The following is a 16197-nucleotide window of genomic DNA, read 5'->3' as shown; positions in this document are numbered from 1 at the left end:
GAGTGTTCACAGGCCCGCGGAGTCCAGTGCGGACTGGAGTGACTGCCGGTAACCGTCGCTGGTGTAGGTGGCGCCCGACACGGTGTCGATCTGCGCGCTCTGCGCGGCCAGCGCCTCCCGGCGCAGCTGGGGCAGGGCATAGGCACTGAGCTGCCGGTCGCGTGGATTGTCCTGCGGGTAGACGACGGCCGTGGCGTCGGTGAGCCGGCCGCCCCGCACCGTGACACGCACCTGGACCGGGCCCCAGCGGGTCTGTGCCGTGTCACCCGTGACGGTCTTGCTGCCGGCGGCCGGAGCCGTGGCCGACGCGCTCGCCCCCGCGGACGAAGCGGGCGCCGGCGCACCCGCGGCCACCGATGGGGTCGCATGCGGCTTCAGGGCCAGCAGCAGGACCGTCCCGCAGACGGTCGCGGCGCTCGCCAGTACGACGCGGCGCAGCGGACGGGCCTTCCTCAACGCGTGCATGACGACCTCACACCTTTCTGGCGGCTTCTACAGCTCGAACGACTCGTGGTGGATACGGCGGTCCGGCACACCCGCGGCCCGCAGTTGCGCGTACACGTCCTCGGCGAAGCCCTGCGGACCGCACAGGTACACGTCGTAGCCGGCGAGTCCGGGGAAGGCGGCGCGCAGCGCCCCGGCGGTCAGCGCCGGGCGTTCGCCGTCCGCCCCGTTGAGGGCGTAGCGCACCGTCGCCCCGCGCCACCGCGCGATGGCCTCCAGTTCGCCGCCCAGGGCCAGGTCCTCGGCCGTCCGCGCCCGGTAGAGCAGGGTCACATCGCCGGGCAGTGTCTCGAACAGCGCCCGCAGCGGGGTGATGCCGACGCCGCCCGCGATCAGCAGCGTCCTGTGCGCGGTGCGCCGGTCCGCCGTCAGGGAGCCGTACGGGCCCTCGGCCCACACCCGGGTGCCCGGCCGCAGCAGCGGCACGGCCGCGCTGTGGCCGCCGAGCGCCTTGACCGTGATCCGCAGCCGGTCCCCGCGCGGCGGCGCCGACAGGGAGTACGGCGTCGACGTCCAGCCCAGGCCCGCGCCGAGGAACCGCCAGCGGAAGAACTGCCCGGACCGCACGTCCAGTTCGTCCAGCCGCCGGCCGCACACGACGACCGAGTGCACGCCCGGCGCCTCCCTGTGCACCGACTCGACGCGCAGCCGGTGGCGCAGGTTCAGCCGCGCCGGCACCAGCAGCCGGTACCACCCCACCAGGGCCGCGACGCCCAGATAGAGCGCGTACCAGGCGGCGGTGGCCGCGGGCTTGCCGGCGAAGTCGTTGCCGAGCGCCAGCTGGTGGGAGAAGGCGAGGAAGACGGCGGCGTACGTCAGCAGGTGCGTGTAGTACCAGAACTCGTAGCCGGTGCGGCGGCGCACGGCGCGCGCGGAGGCGACCCCCACCGCGCACAGCAGCGCCCCGCCCGCGGTCGCCTTCAGCATCTCCGGGTAGTCGAGGACCACGGTGACCGTCTCACGGACGAGGGAGGCGTGGTCCTGCGCGGCGTACCCGGCCAGGGTCAGCACGACGTGCGCGACCAGCAGACAGACCGTGTACCGGCCCGCCATCGCATGCCAGCGGGCCACCCGGTCCGAGCCGATCCGCACCTCCAGCAGCGGAACCCGCGCCATCAGCCCCACCAGCACCGCGCAGGCGTACCCGCACAGCAGACCGGCGATCCGCCCGGCCCCGGTCAGCCAGCCCGCCGCGCCGACGACCGGCCCCGTGTCCGTCCACCACAGGGCGAGCACGGCCGCCGCGCCCGCCCACAGCAGCACCGGCAGCCAGACCGCCGGGGACCACCGGGAGGCGGGCGGAGCGGCGCGTGCCGTCCGCCGCTCATGCACCGCGGCCATGATCACGTCCTCTCTCGGCGGATCCGCACCGTGCCCTGCCGCCGAAGCCGCCACTGTGCCGCCGCAACCTCTGAACCGCCTCTGAGGACAGCCGCTCCGAGCGGACTCAGAGGAACCTCAGAGCATTCCCGCCGCCCGGCCACGCCCGGGATGGGTGATGCTGGAGGACGAGATGAACACCACCCGCTCCGGCCGCCCCGCCCTGACCCGCCCCGACGGGACCCCGCTGCGCGTCCTCGTCGTCGACGACGACCCCGACCTCGCCGAGGTGCTCACCGGAGCCCTGCGCTACGAGGGCTGGCAGGTCCGCGCGGCCGGCGACGGCGCCTCGGCGCTCGCGGCGGCCCGCGAGCTGCTGCCCGACGCGGTCGTCCTCGACGTGCTGCTGCCGGACACCGACGGCTTCGCCGTGCTGCGCCGGCTGCACGAGGTGCAGCCCGACGTCTGTGTGCTCTTCCTCACCGCGCGGGACGCCGTGGAGGACCGCATCGCCGGGATCACCGCGGGCGGCGACGACTACGTCACCAAACCGTTCAGCCTGGAGGAGGTCGTCGCCCGGCTGCGCGGACTGCTGCGGCGCGCGGGTATGGCCCGGCAGCAGGAGGAGGGACCGCGGCTGGTCGTGGGCGACCTGGTCATGGACGAGGAGGCCCGCGAGGTGACCCGGGCCGGCGAACTGGTCGAGCTGTCCCCGACCGAGTTCGAGCTGCTGCGCTTCCTGATGCGCAACCCGCGCCGGGTGCTCAGCAAGGCACAGATCCTCGACCGGGTGTGGTCCTACGACTTCGGCGGCCAGGCCCATGTGGTCGAGCTGTACATCTCCTACCTGCGCAAGAAGGTCGACGCGGGCCGCGCGCCCATGATCCACACCGTGCGCGGGGCCGGCTATCTGCTCAAGCCGGCGCACTCATGAGGCCGGTACCGCGGGGCATGGCGCGGGGACTGCGGCGGCTGCCGTGGCCGCGCACACTACGGGCCCGGCTCAGCGCGGGACTGGTCGTGCTGCTCGCCGTCAGCTGCGCCGCCGTGGGCGTGGCCGCCGTCGTCGAGCTGGACGGCTTTCTCACCCGCCGCCTCGACCAGCAGCTCGCCGACGTCGGCAGCCGGCTCCCGGCCAGCCTGGAGCACCAGGTCCTGGCGCCGAGCGACCACGACGGCGACGAGCACGGCGACACCAGGCGCCAGGTGACCGGCACGTTCGGCGCCCGGCTGGTCGACGGCCGGGTCACCAACGCGGCCGTCGTGCCGTCCGGCAGCGCCGCCGCCAATCTGCGCGATGTCACCCTGCCCGCCGGGGACCGGGCGCGGCTCGCCGCCCTGCCGGCCGACGGCCGGGCCCGCACCGTCGGGCTGGACTCGCTGCACGCCTCCTACCGGGCCGTCGCCTACCGGGGCCAGGACGGCGACGTGCTGATCACCGGACTGCCGCTGGAGCCGGTGGAGGCCGCCGTGCACCGGCTCGAACTGGTCGCCGGTGTCGTCTTCGGCGCCGCCCTGGTGATCGCCGGTGTCGCCGGGGCCCTGTGGGTGCGCTGGTCGCTGCGCCCGCTGACCCGGGTCGCCGCTACCGCCACCCGGGTCAGCGAACTCCCGCTGGCCAGCGGGGACGTCGTGCTGCCCGCGCGGGCCCCGCAGGCCGACCCGCGCGGCGAGGTGGGGCAGGTGGCCGCCGCGTTCAACCGGATGCTCGGGCACGTCGAGAACGCGCTGACCAAGCGGCAGGCGAGCGAGGAACGGCTGCGTGGCTTCGCCGCCGACGCCAGCCATGAGCTGCGCACCCCGGTCGCCTCGGTGCGCGGCCACGCCGAACTCGCCCTGCTGCATCCCGGACCGGTGCCCCCGGAAGTGACGCGGGCCCTGGAACGGATCGCCGCCGAGTCCGCCCGCATGGGCGAGATGGTCGACGAGATGCTGCTGCTCGCCCGGCTGGACGCCGGACGCCCCCTGGAGCGGCGGCCCGTCGACCTCACCCGGCTCGTGCTGGACGCCGTCACGGACGCACGGGCCGCGGGGCCCGATCACGGCTGGGCGCTGGAACTGCCCGAGGAGCCGGTGACGGTGACCGGCGATGCCCACCGCCTGCAACAGGTGCTGGCCAACCTGCTGGCCAACGCGCGGTCGCACACGCCCGCCGGCACGAAGGTGACGGTGTCCCTGGAGACCGACGGCGACACCGTCCGGCTGGATGTCCACGACACCGGGCCGGGCGTCCCCGAGGAGGTCAGGCCCGGCGTCTTCGAACGCTTCACCCGTGCCGAACACCGCCGCCGCACGGAGGCCGCGGGCGGCGGGGCGGGGCTCGGACTCTCGATCGTGGCGGCGGTGGCGGAGGCACACGGAGGAAGCGTGGACCTGGAAAGCCGCCCGGGCACCACGACCTTCACGGTCCGCCTGCCCACAACCACCCCACCACCGGAACCCACAGCCCCACAGCCCGCCCCGGGTCCGACGGCAGCGGAACCCACCCGCCCGCGCCCCGAGCCCGACCATGCGTCCGCCCCTCCCGGGCAGCAGCCCACCGCTGGGCGTCCCGAGCCGGGCCCTGCGGATCCGGAGTCCGCCGCAGTGCAGTCGGCGCGGGACCCTGCGGGAGGAGGGCTTGGCCCTGGCGGGCCGGAGCCTGGCGCTGCCGGTCCGTAGCCGGGTTCCGTGCGGTCGGAGTCCGTCGCTGTGGTGAGGCGCTGTGGTGGGGCGAAGTCTGCCGCCTCCCCGGCGGGAGCCCTGTTTCTCCGGGACCGGAGCCCGGCGCTCCGCGGCCCGAGGCCGGCGCTCCGCGGCCCGAGCCCGACGGTTCGTGGTCCGAGGCCGGCGGGGTGGGGTCAGTAGCGGGTGATTGCCGTTGGTCCGCCCGTCGTTCCGATGGCGATGTGCGGCCGTGCCGTCGGGTCGGCCCAGCGCAGGATCCGGCGCATCGCGTCGGCCGGGACCGACACGCAACCGGCCGTCGCGCCCGACCCGTTGACGTGCAGGAAGATCCCGGCACCGCGGCCCCGCACGGGCCGGTGGTAGTTGAAGCCGATGACGAGCGCGTGTGCGTACTGGGTGCGGTACCCGATCAGGTGCTCCGACTCGGCGGCCCGGCAGTCGGCCGGCCGGGGTTGGGTCCAGCGGTTGTAGGACCGGGACGCGGTGTCCTGGCACCACCAGGAGTCCTCGCGTACCGGCCGGTACCGGACCGTCGTGCCCGGCGGCGCGGGCCGCACGCCGAAGGCGAACGGCAGGTCGTACAGCCCGGTCGGGGTCGTGTTCGTGCCCTGCCTGCGCACGGTGCCCGAGACGAGTCCCTGCGCACCGAACCGGGCCGGCGCCGAACCGGCCCGCACCCACCGCCCGCCCCGCCGGTCCCACCAGGTGACGGTGCCGGACGTCGCGCCGGCCCGCGGCGCCTCGGCGGTGATCAGCTGGCTGCCGCCCCCGGTGTCGGCCATCCGGGCCGGCAGCGGGGGTGTCTCGGCGGTGGCGGGTGCCGTACCGAGCAGGAGGAGGGACGCGGACATGAGGGTGACGACGACACCTTGGCGCATGCTCAGACGGTAGACGGCGGCAGCGGCAACGGCAGCCCCGGCAGGCCGTCCAGGCTCGTCGCCACGTGGTCCTTCTTGGTGAAGTAGTCGCTCAGCGAGGCGTCGTCCTCCCGCGCGAAGCGCCGCCCGTGCAGATCCCGGTCCGTCTCGTACGCCATGAAGGGAACCGCGTATCCGCAGGTGTCCCGGACGAGTTCGGCGCGGACGACGATGATGGCGCGCAGGCCGTGCGGGATCGGGTCGATGTCGGGGAAGTGGGCGAGCAGCGCGCGAAAGCGGGGGTCGTCGCGGAAGACCGGCTCGCCCCGCCCGTGCACCCGGACGATGTTCGGCGGACCCTGGAAGGCGCACCACATCAGCGTGATGCGGCCGTTCTCCCGCAGATGGGCGATCGTCTCGGCGTTGGAGCCGGCGAAGTCGAGGTAGGCGACGGTGTGTTCGTCGAGCACCGCGAAGGAGCCCTTGAGCCCCTTGGGGGAGAGGTTGACGGTGCCGTCGCCGGAGAGGGGAGCGGTGGCGGTGAAGAAGAGAGGCTGTTCCTCGATGAACGTCCGGAGTCTGCCGTCGATGCGCTCATAGGTATGTCCCATGTCTGCCGAGTATCGCCGCAATCCGCGTGGCCGTCGAAGAAGAATTCGTCCGCCGAAGGAGAGGCCGGGAAGCCGCACGTCAAAGGAGAAGCCGGATCCGGTGGGGACGGATCCGGCTTCCGCCGTGGCCGCCCCGGCCGGCGCTGACACGGGGCGGACACGGCTGCCTGTCACCTCACTGAGTGAGCGTGCAGGCGGCCAGGGAGTCGAGGCCGGCCGGTTTCTCGGCTGTGCGGCCGATGGAGATGGCGATGCGCTCGATGGTCGAGGCCCGTTTGTCCTTGAGGGGGCCGAGGATGGCGTTGTCGACGAAGTTGGGTCCGCCTTGGCCGACGGTGTCGGTGAGGCGTTTGTTCGCTTCTTGGATCTGGGTCTGGAGCAGGGTGAGGTTGCGGTCGACCTCGGCCTGTGCGGAGGCGGGGACCACGGGCAACTGCGAGGCGACATCGGGGCAGCTGATCGTTCCCGGTGCCGCGAGGGTGCGGGCGTCGGTGCCGCCGCCCTCGGAGTCCTCCCCGGCGAGCGCGGAGCCGGTGATCACCGCACCGGACAGCACCAGGGCGGCGGCGCCGCCGATCAAGGTCACGCGACGCTTGTCGTACTTGGGTAGTGCCCTGGACATGGGGATGCCTCACTTGGGTCAGGGGTGGGTTCACGGACGCGGCGCCGCCGTCACCCAGACATACGGGAAAGCGGTTTCGAGGGTTCAACGCGCCGCCGATTCCGGAGCAGATTGACGAATCATGCAGAGTGCTGCATACTCATGCATGTCAGCCAGTGCACTGTGAGGAGAAACCCGTGACCGAGCGCGTCGTACTCGCCTACTCAGGCGGTCTGGACACCTCTGTCGCCATCGGCTGGATCGCCGAGGAGACGGGCGCCGAGGTCATCGCCGTTGCGGTCGACGTCGGCCAGGGCGGCGAGGACCTGGACGTCATCCGCAAGCGCGCCCTCGCGTGCGGCGCCGTCGAGGCCGAGGTCGCGGACGCCAAGGACGAGTTCGCCGAGGAGTACTGCCTCCCGGCGATCAAGGCCAACGCCCTGTACATGGACCGCTACCCGCTCGTCTCCGCCCTCTCCCGCCCGACGATCGTCAAGCACCTGGTAGCCGCCGCCAAGAAGCACGGCGCCACCACCGTCGCCCACGGCTGCACCGGCAAGGGCAACGACCAGGTCCGCTTCGAGGCCGGCATCGTCGCCCTCGCCCCCGACCTCAAGTGCATCGCCCCGGTCCGTGACTACGCGATGACCCGGGACAAGGCGATCGCCTTCTGCGAGCAGAAGCAGCTTCCGATCGCCACCACCAAGAAGTCCCCGTACTCCATCGACCAGAACGTCTTCGGACGCGCCGTCGAGACGGGCTTCCTGGAGGACATCTGGAACGCCCCGATCGAGGACATCTACGAGTACACCTCCAACCCGGCCGAGCCCCGCGAGGCCGACGAGGTGATCGTCACCTTCAAGGAGGGCGTCCCGGTCGCCATCGACGGCAAGCCCGTCACCGTCCTGCAGGCCATCCAGCAGCTCAACGAGCGCGCCGGCGCCCAGGGCATCGGCCGGATCGACATGGTCGAGGACCGGCTCGTGGGCATCAAGTCCCGCGAGGTGTACGAGGCTCCGGGCGCGATCGCCCTGATCACCGCCCACCAGGAACTGGAGAACGTCACCGTCGAGCGCGAACTGGCCCGCTACAAGCGGCAGGTCGAGCAGCGCTGGGGCGAACTGGTCTACGACGGCCAGTGGTTCTCCCCGCTCAAGCGCGCCCTGGACGGCTTTGTCGACGAGGCCAGCCGCAGCGTCTCCGGCGACATCCGGATGACCCTGCACGGCGGTCGCGCGGTGGTCACCGGCCGGCGCTCCGACCAGTCGCTGTACGACTTCAACCTCGCCACCTACGACACGGGCGACACGTTCGACCAGGCCGCCGCCAAGGGCTTCATCGACATCTACAGCCTGTCGTCGAAGATCGCCGCCAAGCGCGACCTGGCCTGACCGCCCGACGGCGGCACCCGCACTAGCCTGACAACCGCCTCCCCGCTCGCCTCCGAGCGGGGAGGCGGCGGCACATCCGTAACTCTCCTAGGAGCAACGCAAGTGAGCAGCAACAGCGGTGACGTACGGCTCTGGGGCGGCCGGTTCGCGGACGGTCCCGCCGAGGCCCTGGCGAAGCTGTCCGCGTCCGTCCACTTCGACTGGCGGCTCGCCCCTTACGACATCGCCGGTTCGCGCGCCCACGCGCGCGTGCTGCACAAGGCGGGGCTCCTCACCGACGACGAACTGACCCGGATGATCGCCGGTCTCGACCGGCTGGAGGCGGACGTGGCGGACGGCTCCTTCGTCGGCACCGTCGCCGACGAGGACGTCCACACCGCCCTGGAGCGCGGCCTGTTGGAGCGGCTGGGCCCGGACCTCGGCGGCAAGCTCCGCGCGGGCCGCTCGCGCAACGACCAGGTCGCCACGCTCTTCAGGATGTACCTGCGCGACCACGCCCGGATCATCGGCGGCCTGATCGCCGACCTCCAGGACGCGCTGATCGGCCTCGCCGAGGCCCACCCGGACGTGGCGATGCCCGGCCGCACCCACCTCCAGCACGCCCAGCCGGTGCTCTTCGCCCACCACGTCCTCGCCCACGTCCAGGCGCTGTCCCGGGACGCCGAGCGGCTGCGCCAGTGGGACGAGCGGACGGCCGTGTCGCCGTACGGCTCGGGGGCCCTGGCGGGCTCCTCGCTCGGCCTGGACCCGCAGGCGGTGGCGAAGGACCTGGGCTTCGAGCACGGCAGCGCCGGCAACTCCATCGACGGCACGGCATCGCGTGACTTCGTGGCCGAGTTCGCCTTCATCACCGCGATGATCGGGGTGGACCTCTCCCGGATCGCGGAGGAGATCATCATCTGGAACACGAAGGAATTCTCCTTCGTGACGCTGCACGACGCGTTCTCCACGGGCTCGTCGATCATGCCGCAGAAGAAGAACCCGGACATCGCCGAGCTGGCCCGGGGCAAGTCCGGCCGGCTGATCGGCAACCTGACCGGGCTCCTCGCCACCCTCAAGGCGCTCCCGCTGGCGTACAACCGCGACCTCCAGGAGGACAAGGAGCCGGTCTTCGACTCCTGCGACCAGCTCGAAGTCCTCCTGCCCGCCTTCACCGGCATGATGGCCACGCTCACGGTCCACCGCGAGCGCATGGAGGAGCTGGCCCCGGCCGGTTTCTCGCTCGCCACGGACATCGCCGAGTGGCTGGTGAAGCAGGGCGTGCCCTTCCGGGACGCGCACGAGGTGGCCGGCGAGTGCGTGAAGGCCGCCGAGGCCGAGGGCAAGGAATTGGACGAGCTGACGGACGAGCAGTTCGCGAAGATCTCCGCCCACCTCACCCCCGAGGTCCGCACGGTCCTCAACGTCCCCGGCGCCCTGGCCTCCCGCAACGGCCGAGGCGGCACGGCCCCCACCGCGGTCGCAACCCAACTGACGGAAGTCAAGGCGAACGTCCGAGCACAACACGAATGGTCAACAGCAAAAACCCCCCACTGACCACACGGACCCCCAAAAGCGCCGCGGAGAACAACACGAACAACCACGAACGCCCCGCACCCACCACCGCACCGCAGCCCGCGCGCGCTGGGGCGGTCGCAGATGTGCCGCAGTGTGAATGAACGGAGGCGAAGTCGCCCCGAAAGGGGCGCGGGGAACGGCGCGAGCAACCACGATCTACCCGCACTCGCCACCGCACCGCGGCCCGTGGGCGCTGGGGCGGTCGTCAGGGGCGCGGGGAACGGCGCGAGCAACCACGATCTACCCGCACCCGCCACCGCACCGCACCCCGTGGGCGCTGGGGCGATCGTCAGGGGCGCGGGGAACTGCGCGAACAGCCACGAACGCCCCGCACTCGCCACCGCACCGCAAGCCCCGAGCTGTACCGCGACTGTGAGAGCCGGGAGGCACCCGCACTCGCCGCCGCACCGCAAACCCCCGAGCTGTACGGCGGCTGTGAGAGCCGCGAGGCACCCGCCCCGAGCTGTACGGCGACTGCGAGAGCCGAGAGGCACCCGCCCCGAGCTGTACGGCGACTGCGAGAGCCGAGAGGCACCCGCCCCGAGCCCTACGGCGATCGAACAGGGGCGTCACGGTTAACGTTGGTCGGAGTCTGCCGACTGAACGGAGCCCGCGATGCCCTTCGCCCGTCTCGCGACCGCCACCACCCCTACCTGCCACATCGGACTAGGTCTCGCCGCCGTCGGCCGCCCCGGCTACATCAACCTGGGCCGAGAACACGACCTGGGAGACGACCGCAGCGTCGAAACGCTGCGCACCCGCACCCACGCACTCCTCGACGCCGCCTATGCCCAGGGCGTGCGCTACGTCGACGCGGCCCGCTCCTACGGCCGCTCCGAGGAGTTCCTCGCCGACTGGCTGCGCGCCCGCCCGGACGCCGCCGACGTGGTGGTCGGCAGCAAGTGGGGCTACACCTACACCGCCGACTGGTCCACCGAGGCGGAGCAGCACGAGGTCAAGGACCACAGCCTGCGCACGTACGAGCGTCAGCGCGCCGAGACCGACGGGCTGCTCGGCGACCGGCTCGACCTCTATCAGATCCACTCGGTGACCCCGGACAGCCCGGCCCTCGCCGACAAGGAACTGCACGCGAAACTCGCTCAGGCCGCCGCCGGGGGCCTGACCATCGGCTTCTCCACCAGCGGCCCGGCCCAGGCGGAAGCGATCCGCGCCGCCCTCGCCGTCACGGTCGACGGCGAACCCCTCTTCCGCACCGTCCAGTCGACGTACAACCTCCTGGAGACCTCGGCCGAGCCGGCGCTCGCCGAGGCGCACGACGCCGGGCTCACGGTGATCGTGAAGGAGGGCATGGCCAACGGGCGGCTGTCCGCCGCGCAGGCACCGGAGGCGCTGCGGGCCGTGGCCGAGGAGACATCCCTCGGGTGCGACGCGGTCGCCCTCGCGGTGATCCTGGGCCGGCCGTGGGCGGGTGTCGTCCTGTCCGGCGCCGCGACCACCGGGCAACTCGCCTCCAATCTGCACGCCGCGGCCGTCGACCTGGACGAGGAGCAACTGGCCCGGCTCGCGACACTCGCCGAGGAGCCGGCCGCATACTGGGAGCGGCGCGGGCAGCTCCCCTGGCACTGAGCCACCCCGCCGAGCGCCGCGCACTGATACCCCCATGCCTATGATGAGACAACTATGTCTCATATGGTCTATGGTCGTCTCATGGCTCTGGACCGTGACCACGTGCTGCGCAGCGCAGCCGCCCTGCTGACCCGCAAAGCCACCGCGACCATGGACGAGGTCGCCAAGGCCGCCGGGATCAGCCGGGCCACCCTGCACCGCCACTTCGCCGGGCGCGACGCGCTCGTGCGGGCGCTGGAGACGCTCGGCATCGAGGAGTGCCTGGCCGCGCTCGGCGCGGCCCGTACGGACGAGGGCCCGGCGAGCGAGGCGGTACGGCGGCTGGTGCGGGAGATCGAACCCGCGGCCGGCCTGCTGGCCTTCCTCTACACCGAGAACCAGCTGTTCGAGGGCGACGAGCAGAACGAGGGCTGGGCCAGGATCGACGAGCGCATCGCGGCCCTGTTCCGCAGAGGCCAGGCGGCGGGCGAGTTCCGTATCGACCTGACCCCTGCCTGGCTCACCGAGGCGCTGTTCGGCCTGCTGGCCTCCGCAGCCTGGGCGGTCGCGGAAGGCCGCGTCGCACCCAAGGACTTCACCCACATGATCGTCGAGCTGCTGCTCGGCGGCGCCGTACGGAGAGAGGAATCATGAGCGGCACCCTGCGGTCGGCCCCGGCGACGGAGACGGAGCAGCGCCCCGGACGCTGGCTCGCGCTCGCCGTCCTCGTGCTGGCCGTGCTGCTGGTGGCCGTGGACGCGACCGTCCTCGGCCTCGCGACCCCCTTCATCAGCGAGGACCTCAGGCCCTCAGGCAACCAGCTGCTGTGGATCGGCGACGTGTACTCGTTCGTCATCGCCGGTCTGCTCGTCTCCATGGGCAGCCTCGGCGACCGCATCGGCCGCAAGCGGATCCTGCTCGGCGGCGCCACGGCGTTCGGCGCGATCTCCGTGCTCAACGCCTACGCCACCACCCCCGAGCTGATGATCCTGGCGCGGGCGCTGCTCGGGGTCGCGGGCGCGACCCTGATGCCCGCCACGCTGGCCCTGATCCGCAACCTCTTCAACGACCCGCGCGAGCGCAGCCTCGCCGTCGGCATCTGGGGCGCGACGGCCTCCGCCGGTACGGCCGTCGGTCCGATAGTCGGCGGTTTCCTGCTGGAGCACTTCTGGTGGGGTTCGGTCTTCCTGATCAACCTGCCGGTGATGGCGGTGCTCGTGCTCGTCGGCGCCCGGACCCTGCCCGAGTCCCGCAACCCGCACCCCGGCCCGTGGGACATGGTCAGCGTCGCCCTGTCGCTGGTCGGCATGATCGGTGTCGTCTACGCGATCAAGGAGGCCGCCTCGCACGGCTTCGCCCCGGCCGCCCTCGGCATCGGGCTGCTGGGCGCGGCGGCGCTGTACGGCTTCGTACGCCGCCAGTTCACCCTGCCGGTCCCGCTGCTGGACATGCGGCTGTTTCGGCGGCGCGGGTTCAGTGGCGCGGTCCTCGCCGACCTGCTGACCGTGCTCGGCATGTCCGGCCTGGTCTTCTTCCTCTCCCAGTACCTGCAACTCGTCCAGGGCATGCGTCCCTTCGAGGCGGGGCTGGCCGAACTGCCCGCCGCGGTCGGCGCGGTGGCGGCCGGTCTGGTCGCGGGCCGCGCGGCCCGCCGCTTCTCGGTGCGGGTGGTGGTCTCCGGCGGCCTCGCCGCGGTGGGCCTGGCGCTCGCCGCGCTGACGACGCTGAGCCGCACGACGGGGTATCCGCTGCTCGGCGCCGCGCTGCTGGTCGTCGGCGTGGGCGCGGGCTTCTCCTTCACGGTGACCGCCGACGTGATCCTCTCCAGCGTGCCCAAGGAGCGGGCGGGCTCCGCCTCCGCGGTCTCCGAAACGGCGTACGAACTGGGCGCCGCCCTGGGCATCGCCCTGCTGGGCTCGATCGTGACGGGCGCCTACCGCGGTTTCACGGGCCCGGCGGGCACCCCGGCCGCGGCCCATGAGTCACTGGGCAGCGCGGTGGAGTCGGCGGCGGCCCTGCCGGCCCCCACCGCGGACGCCCTGCTGCACGCGGCCCGCGAATCCTTCGTCCACGGCCTCCACCTGGCCTCCGCCACAGGAGCAGCAGTCCTCCTCACCACAGCAGCAACAGCCTGGTTCCTCCTGAAGCACCAGACCCTGGAAACCTCCTCAGAGCCAACGCCTTAGGGGCGCGAGGAACCGCGCACCCAGCCACAACCCGCCCGCACCGCTCCAACCCACCCGCACCGACACAACCGCCAACCCGTCAGGCGACCTTCGCCTTGGTGGCGTACATGTCCACATACTCCTGCCCCGACAACCGCATGACCTCGGCCATCACGGAATCCGTCACCGCCCGCAGCACATAGCGGTCCCGGTCCATCCCCTCGTACCGGGAGAACTCCATCGGCTCACCGAAGCGCACGGTCACCCGCCCCGGCCGCGGAATGCCCCGCCCACCGGGCTGCAACTTGTCCGTGCCGATCATGGCGAACGGCACCACCGGCGCGCCCGTCATCAGCGTGAGGCGGGCGATGCCGGTGCGGCCGCGGTAGAGCCGTCCGTCGGGCGACCGCGTGCCCTCGGGGTAGATGCCGAAGACCTTCCCCTCCTCCAGGATCCGCCGCCCGGTCATCAGCGCGGCCACGCCCCCGCTCGCCCCGTCCCGGTCCACCGGGATCATGCCGACGCCGGTGAAGAACCAGGCCATCAGGCGGCCCTTGAAGCCCGTGCCGGTGACGTACTCGTCCTTGCCGATGAAGAACACCTGCCGCTTGGACACCAGCGGCAGCACGATCGAGTCGATGAACGTGAGGTGGTTGCCCGCCATGATGACCGGACCGTCTCCCGGGATGTGCTCCGCGCCCTCCACCCGTGGGCGGAACATCAGGCGCATGATCGGTCCGAGCACTGCCTTGATGAGCGCGAAGCGGGACAATGGGTCCTCCGATGTCGAGGGGCGGTATGAGTCTGTGCAGGTGAGGACGATACTCGCGGCTCGGGGGGATCCGCACATCGGGTGCGTCCGGTTCACCGATGTCTTACTCAGTATTGACACGGGTTCACCTGCGACGGCGTGTCGGGGCCGCCGTGTGACGCGCGCGCGACGGTGTGACGGACATCGCCCGGCCACCCGCCGGACGCCCGCCCGTCCCGCGCGCGCCGCCCCGGACGCGCCGTCACCCCGAGCTTCTCGCGCGACATCTGACATCACCCGCGTGTTGGGTCCCGAGTATCCCGTCCGTCATGTCCACGCCCCTACGATCGGCCCGCATCGACGAAGACGGAAGAAGACAGCAGAGGACACCGGCCGGGGCGCCCGGAGGGGGCGTCGGGCACGGCGGCCGGATGGCAGGAAGGCCTTCATGGACAGGCACGAGTCGAACGAGCAGACGCAGGGAACCGGACGGCGGGCGCTCCTCGGCGCCGCGGTGCTCGGCGCGGGCGGAGCGGTCCTCGGACTGCCCGGCGCCGCACGGGCCATGGAGTCCCGGTCGAAGGGGCAGGGCGGCGGCGGCCTGAAGAGCCTGCCCGTGCCGACGATCATCGGCCACCGGGGTGCCAGCGGCTACCGCCCCGAGCACACCTTCGGCTCCTACCAGCTGGCTCTCGATATGGGCGCCGACATCGTCGAGGCCGGTGACCTGGTGCCGACCAAGGACGGCCACCTGGTGTGCCGGCACGAGCCGGAGATCGGCGGCACCACCGATGTCGCGGACCACCCCGAGTTCGCGTCCCGCAGGACCACCAAGATCCTCGACGGCGTCTCCACCACCGGCTGGTTCACCGAGGACTTCACGCTCGCCGAGCTGAAGACCCTGCGCGCCGTCGAGCGGATCCCGGTCAACCGCCCGCACAACAACCTCTACAACGGACGCTGGGAGATCCCCACGTTCGAAGAGGTCCTGAAGTGGCAGGACGAGCAGACCTGCAAGCGCGGCAAGCAGGTCTGGATCTACCCGGAGACCAAGCACCCCACGTACTTCCGCAAGCTCGGCCTGGGCCTGGAGGAGCGGGTCGCCAAGCTGCTGCGCAAGTACGGCAAGGACAAGCGGAACTCGCCGGTCATCCTGCAGTCCTTCGAGCCGGGCAGCATCCAGCGGCTGAACAGGCTGGTCGACAACCCGCTGGTCGTCCTGCTCTCCTCGGCGGGCACCCGCCCCTGGGACTTCGTCGAGGCGGGCGACCCGCGCACCGTCGCCGACCTCATCACGCCCAAGGGCCTGCGGGAGATCGCCGGTTACGCGCAGGGCATCGGGCCCACCCTCGACCTCGTCATCACGAAGAAGGCCGACGGCAGCCTGGACGCGCCGACCACGCTCGTCGCGGACGCGCACAAGGTCGGCCTGATCCTGCACCCCTACACCATGCGCAACGAGAACCCCTTCCTGCCGAAGGAGTTCCGCAAGGGCGCCGACGCGGACGCCTACGGAGACGCCTTCGGCGCGTTCCAGGCGTACTTCGCGACCGGCATCGACGGCGTGTTCACGGACAACACGGACACCGGTCTGCTCGCCCGTGAGGACTTCGTCAACGGTTGAGTGTCCGACGCTCGTTCGGGTTGACACCTGGCCGCCCCGGCAACCCGCGCCGGGGCGGCCACGTCGTTGCGCATATGACGCACGACCTTGTTGCCGCCCTGCGCCCGCTGCTCACCGCCGAGGCGGGCGCCGAGGCGCATGCCGCGGGAGCCGAACCGGCCGATCTGGAGCAGGCGGTCTGGCTGCGCCTCCTGGAGCACCTGGCCACCGCGGGCCCGCCGGCCGACCCGCAGGGCTGGCTGCGCCGGGCGGTGCGCGCCGAGGCGCGGCGCAGCCGGCGCCGGGCCTGTGCCGAGCGGCCGTACGAGACCGAGCCCATCGACGACGGGGGCCGCGGGCCCGAACAGGCCGCGCTGGCCGCGGCTCGGCACCGGGCGCTGCGCGACGCGGTGCGCAGACTGCCGGGCCGCTGTCCGCGGCTGCTGGAGGCGCTGTTGTCGCCGAGGGACCTCACCTATCGGGAAATCGCGGGGGAGTTGGGTATCTCACAGGGCAGTCTCGGGCCGGAACGTTCCAAATGTCTGGGATGTCTACAGCGATTGCTGGCGGCGGAGGTTGCGGCCGGCTGAGTGCGGGGATAGGA

At 72.2% G+C, this 16197-nt stretch carries 15 protein-coding genes; 9 read left to right on the top strand and 6 right to left on the bottom strand.

The genetic code is table 11. The features are described 5' to 3' along the window. Positions 1–6: 6 nt before the first annotated feature. Positions 7–465: an FMN-binding protein gene (locus tag ACFYTE_RS09435; RefSeq protein ID WP_388707103.1), complete on the bottom strand. Its 459-nt coding sequence runs from the start codon at positions 463–465 to the stop codon at positions 7–9. 27 nt (positions 466–492) lie between these two features. Further along, a complete protein-coding gene (locus ACFYTE_RS09430; protein ID WP_388707100.1) occupies positions 493–1845 on the bottom strand; it encodes a ferric reductase-like transmembrane domain-containing protein in 1353 nt (450 codons plus the stop codon). Positions 1846–2017: 172 nt separating this feature from the next. Here ACFYTE_RS09430 and ACFYTE_RS09425 point away from each other — a divergent pair, with 172 nt between their 5' ends. Together ACFYTE_RS09425 and ACFYTE_RS09420 are read left to right on the top strand one after the other, a co-directional pair. Next, positions 2018–2758, top strand: a complete 741-nt coding sequence (locus ACFYTE_RS09425) for a response regulator transcription factor (RefSeq protein WP_388707592.1) — start codon at positions 2018–2020, stop codon at positions 2756–2758. A 17-nt stretch (positions 2759–2775) separates the two neighbouring features. Then, positions 2776–4485, top strand: a complete 1710-nt coding sequence (locus tag ACFYTE_RS09420) for a sensor histidine kinase (RefSeq protein WP_388707098.1) — start codon at positions 2776–2778, stop codon at positions 4483–4485. A gap of 179 nt (positions 4486–4664) precedes the next feature. Here ACFYTE_RS09420 and ACFYTE_RS09415 read toward each other — a convergent pair whose 3' ends face one another. The 3 genes from ACFYTE_RS09415 to ACFYTE_RS09405 form a co-directional block, all read right to left on the bottom strand. Further along, positions 4665–5369, bottom strand: coding sequence for a L,D-transpeptidase (locus tag ACFYTE_RS09415; RefSeq protein WP_388707096.1), 705 nt, complete (start codon positions 5367–5369; stop codon positions 4665–4667). A gap of 2 nt (positions 5370–5371) precedes the next feature. Continuing rightward, positions 5372–5959, bottom strand: a complete 588-nt coding sequence (locus tag ACFYTE_RS09410; protein WP_388707094.1) for a pyridoxamine 5'-phosphate oxidase family protein — start codon at positions 5957–5959, stop codon at positions 5372–5374. A 175-nt stretch (positions 5960–6134) separates the two neighbouring features. Then, the gene (locus ACFYTE_RS09405; protein ID WP_388707092.1) at positions 6135–6581 is read right to left on the bottom strand and encodes a hypothetical protein; all 447 of its coding nucleotides are present in this window, start codon (positions 6579–6581) and stop codon (positions 6135–6137) included. 176 nt (positions 6582–6757) lie between these two features. Between ACFYTE_RS09405 and ACFYTE_RS09400 the strand changes: the two genes are divergently transcribed. From ACFYTE_RS09400 to ACFYTE_RS09380, 5 genes are all read left to right on the top strand, one after another. Further along, entirely contained in the window at positions 6758–7951 is a 1194-nt protein-coding gene (locus ACFYTE_RS09400; protein WP_388707089.1) for an argininosuccinate synthase, read from the top strand. Positions 7952–8053: 102 nt separating this feature from the next. After that, positions 8054–9487 (top strand): argininosuccinate lyase, encoded by a 1434-nt coding sequence (gene argH, locus ACFYTE_RS09395; protein ID WP_388707087.1) that lies wholly within the window; start codon positions 8054–8056, stop codon positions 9485–9487. Between the two features lie 636 nt (positions 9488–10123). After that, complete coding sequence (locus ACFYTE_RS09390; RefSeq protein WP_388707085.1) at positions 10124–11095, top strand: aldo/keto reductase; 972 nt, start codon at positions 10124–10126, stop codon at positions 11093–11095. An 81-nt stretch (positions 11096–11176) separates the two neighbouring features. Next, complete coding sequence (locus ACFYTE_RS09385) at positions 11177–11728, top strand: TetR/AcrR family transcriptional regulator (RefSeq protein WP_388707082.1); 552 nt, start codon at positions 11177–11179, stop codon at positions 11726–11728. Next, a complete protein-coding gene (locus ACFYTE_RS09380) occupies positions 11725–13260 on the top strand; it encodes an MFS transporter (RefSeq protein ID WP_388707081.1) in 1536 nt (511 codons plus the stop codon). The genes ACFYTE_RS09385 and ACFYTE_RS09380 overlap by 4 nt, the downstream gene beginning before the upstream one ends. A 79-nt stretch (positions 13261–13339) precedes the next feature. On the opposite strand, the gene ACFYTE_RS09375 is transcribed toward ACFYTE_RS09380, so the two are convergent. Then, the gene (locus ACFYTE_RS09375) at positions 13340–14089 is read right to left on the bottom strand and encodes a lysophospholipid acyltransferase family protein (protein ID WP_388707590.1); all 750 of its coding nucleotides are present in this window, start codon (positions 14087–14089) and stop codon (positions 13340–13342) included. A 349-nt stretch (positions 14090–14438) separates the two neighbouring features. On the opposite strand from ACFYTE_RS09375, the gene ACFYTE_RS09370 reads away from it, so the two are divergent. After that, positions 14439–15614, top strand: a complete 1176-nt coding sequence (locus tag ACFYTE_RS09370) for a glycerophosphodiester phosphodiesterase (RefSeq protein WP_388707079.1) — start codon at positions 14439–14441, stop codon at positions 15612–15614. A gap of 74 nt (positions 15615–15688) precedes the next feature. After that, a complete protein-coding gene (locus tag ACFYTE_RS09365; protein ID WP_388707077.1) occupies positions 15689–16183 on the top strand; it encodes a sigma-70 family RNA polymerase sigma factor in 495 nt (164 codons plus the stop codon). Positions 16184–16197: the final 14 nt, after the last annotated feature.

It is taken from the genome of Streptomyces sp. NPDC004629 (assembly GCF_042873595.1).
Taxonomy (GTDB): Bacteria; Actinomycetota; Actinomycetes; order Streptomycetales; family Streptomycetaceae; genus Streptomyces.
The sequence above is the reverse complement of the archived record's forward strand: the minus strand, read 5'-3'. Positions and strand labels throughout refer to the sequence as shown.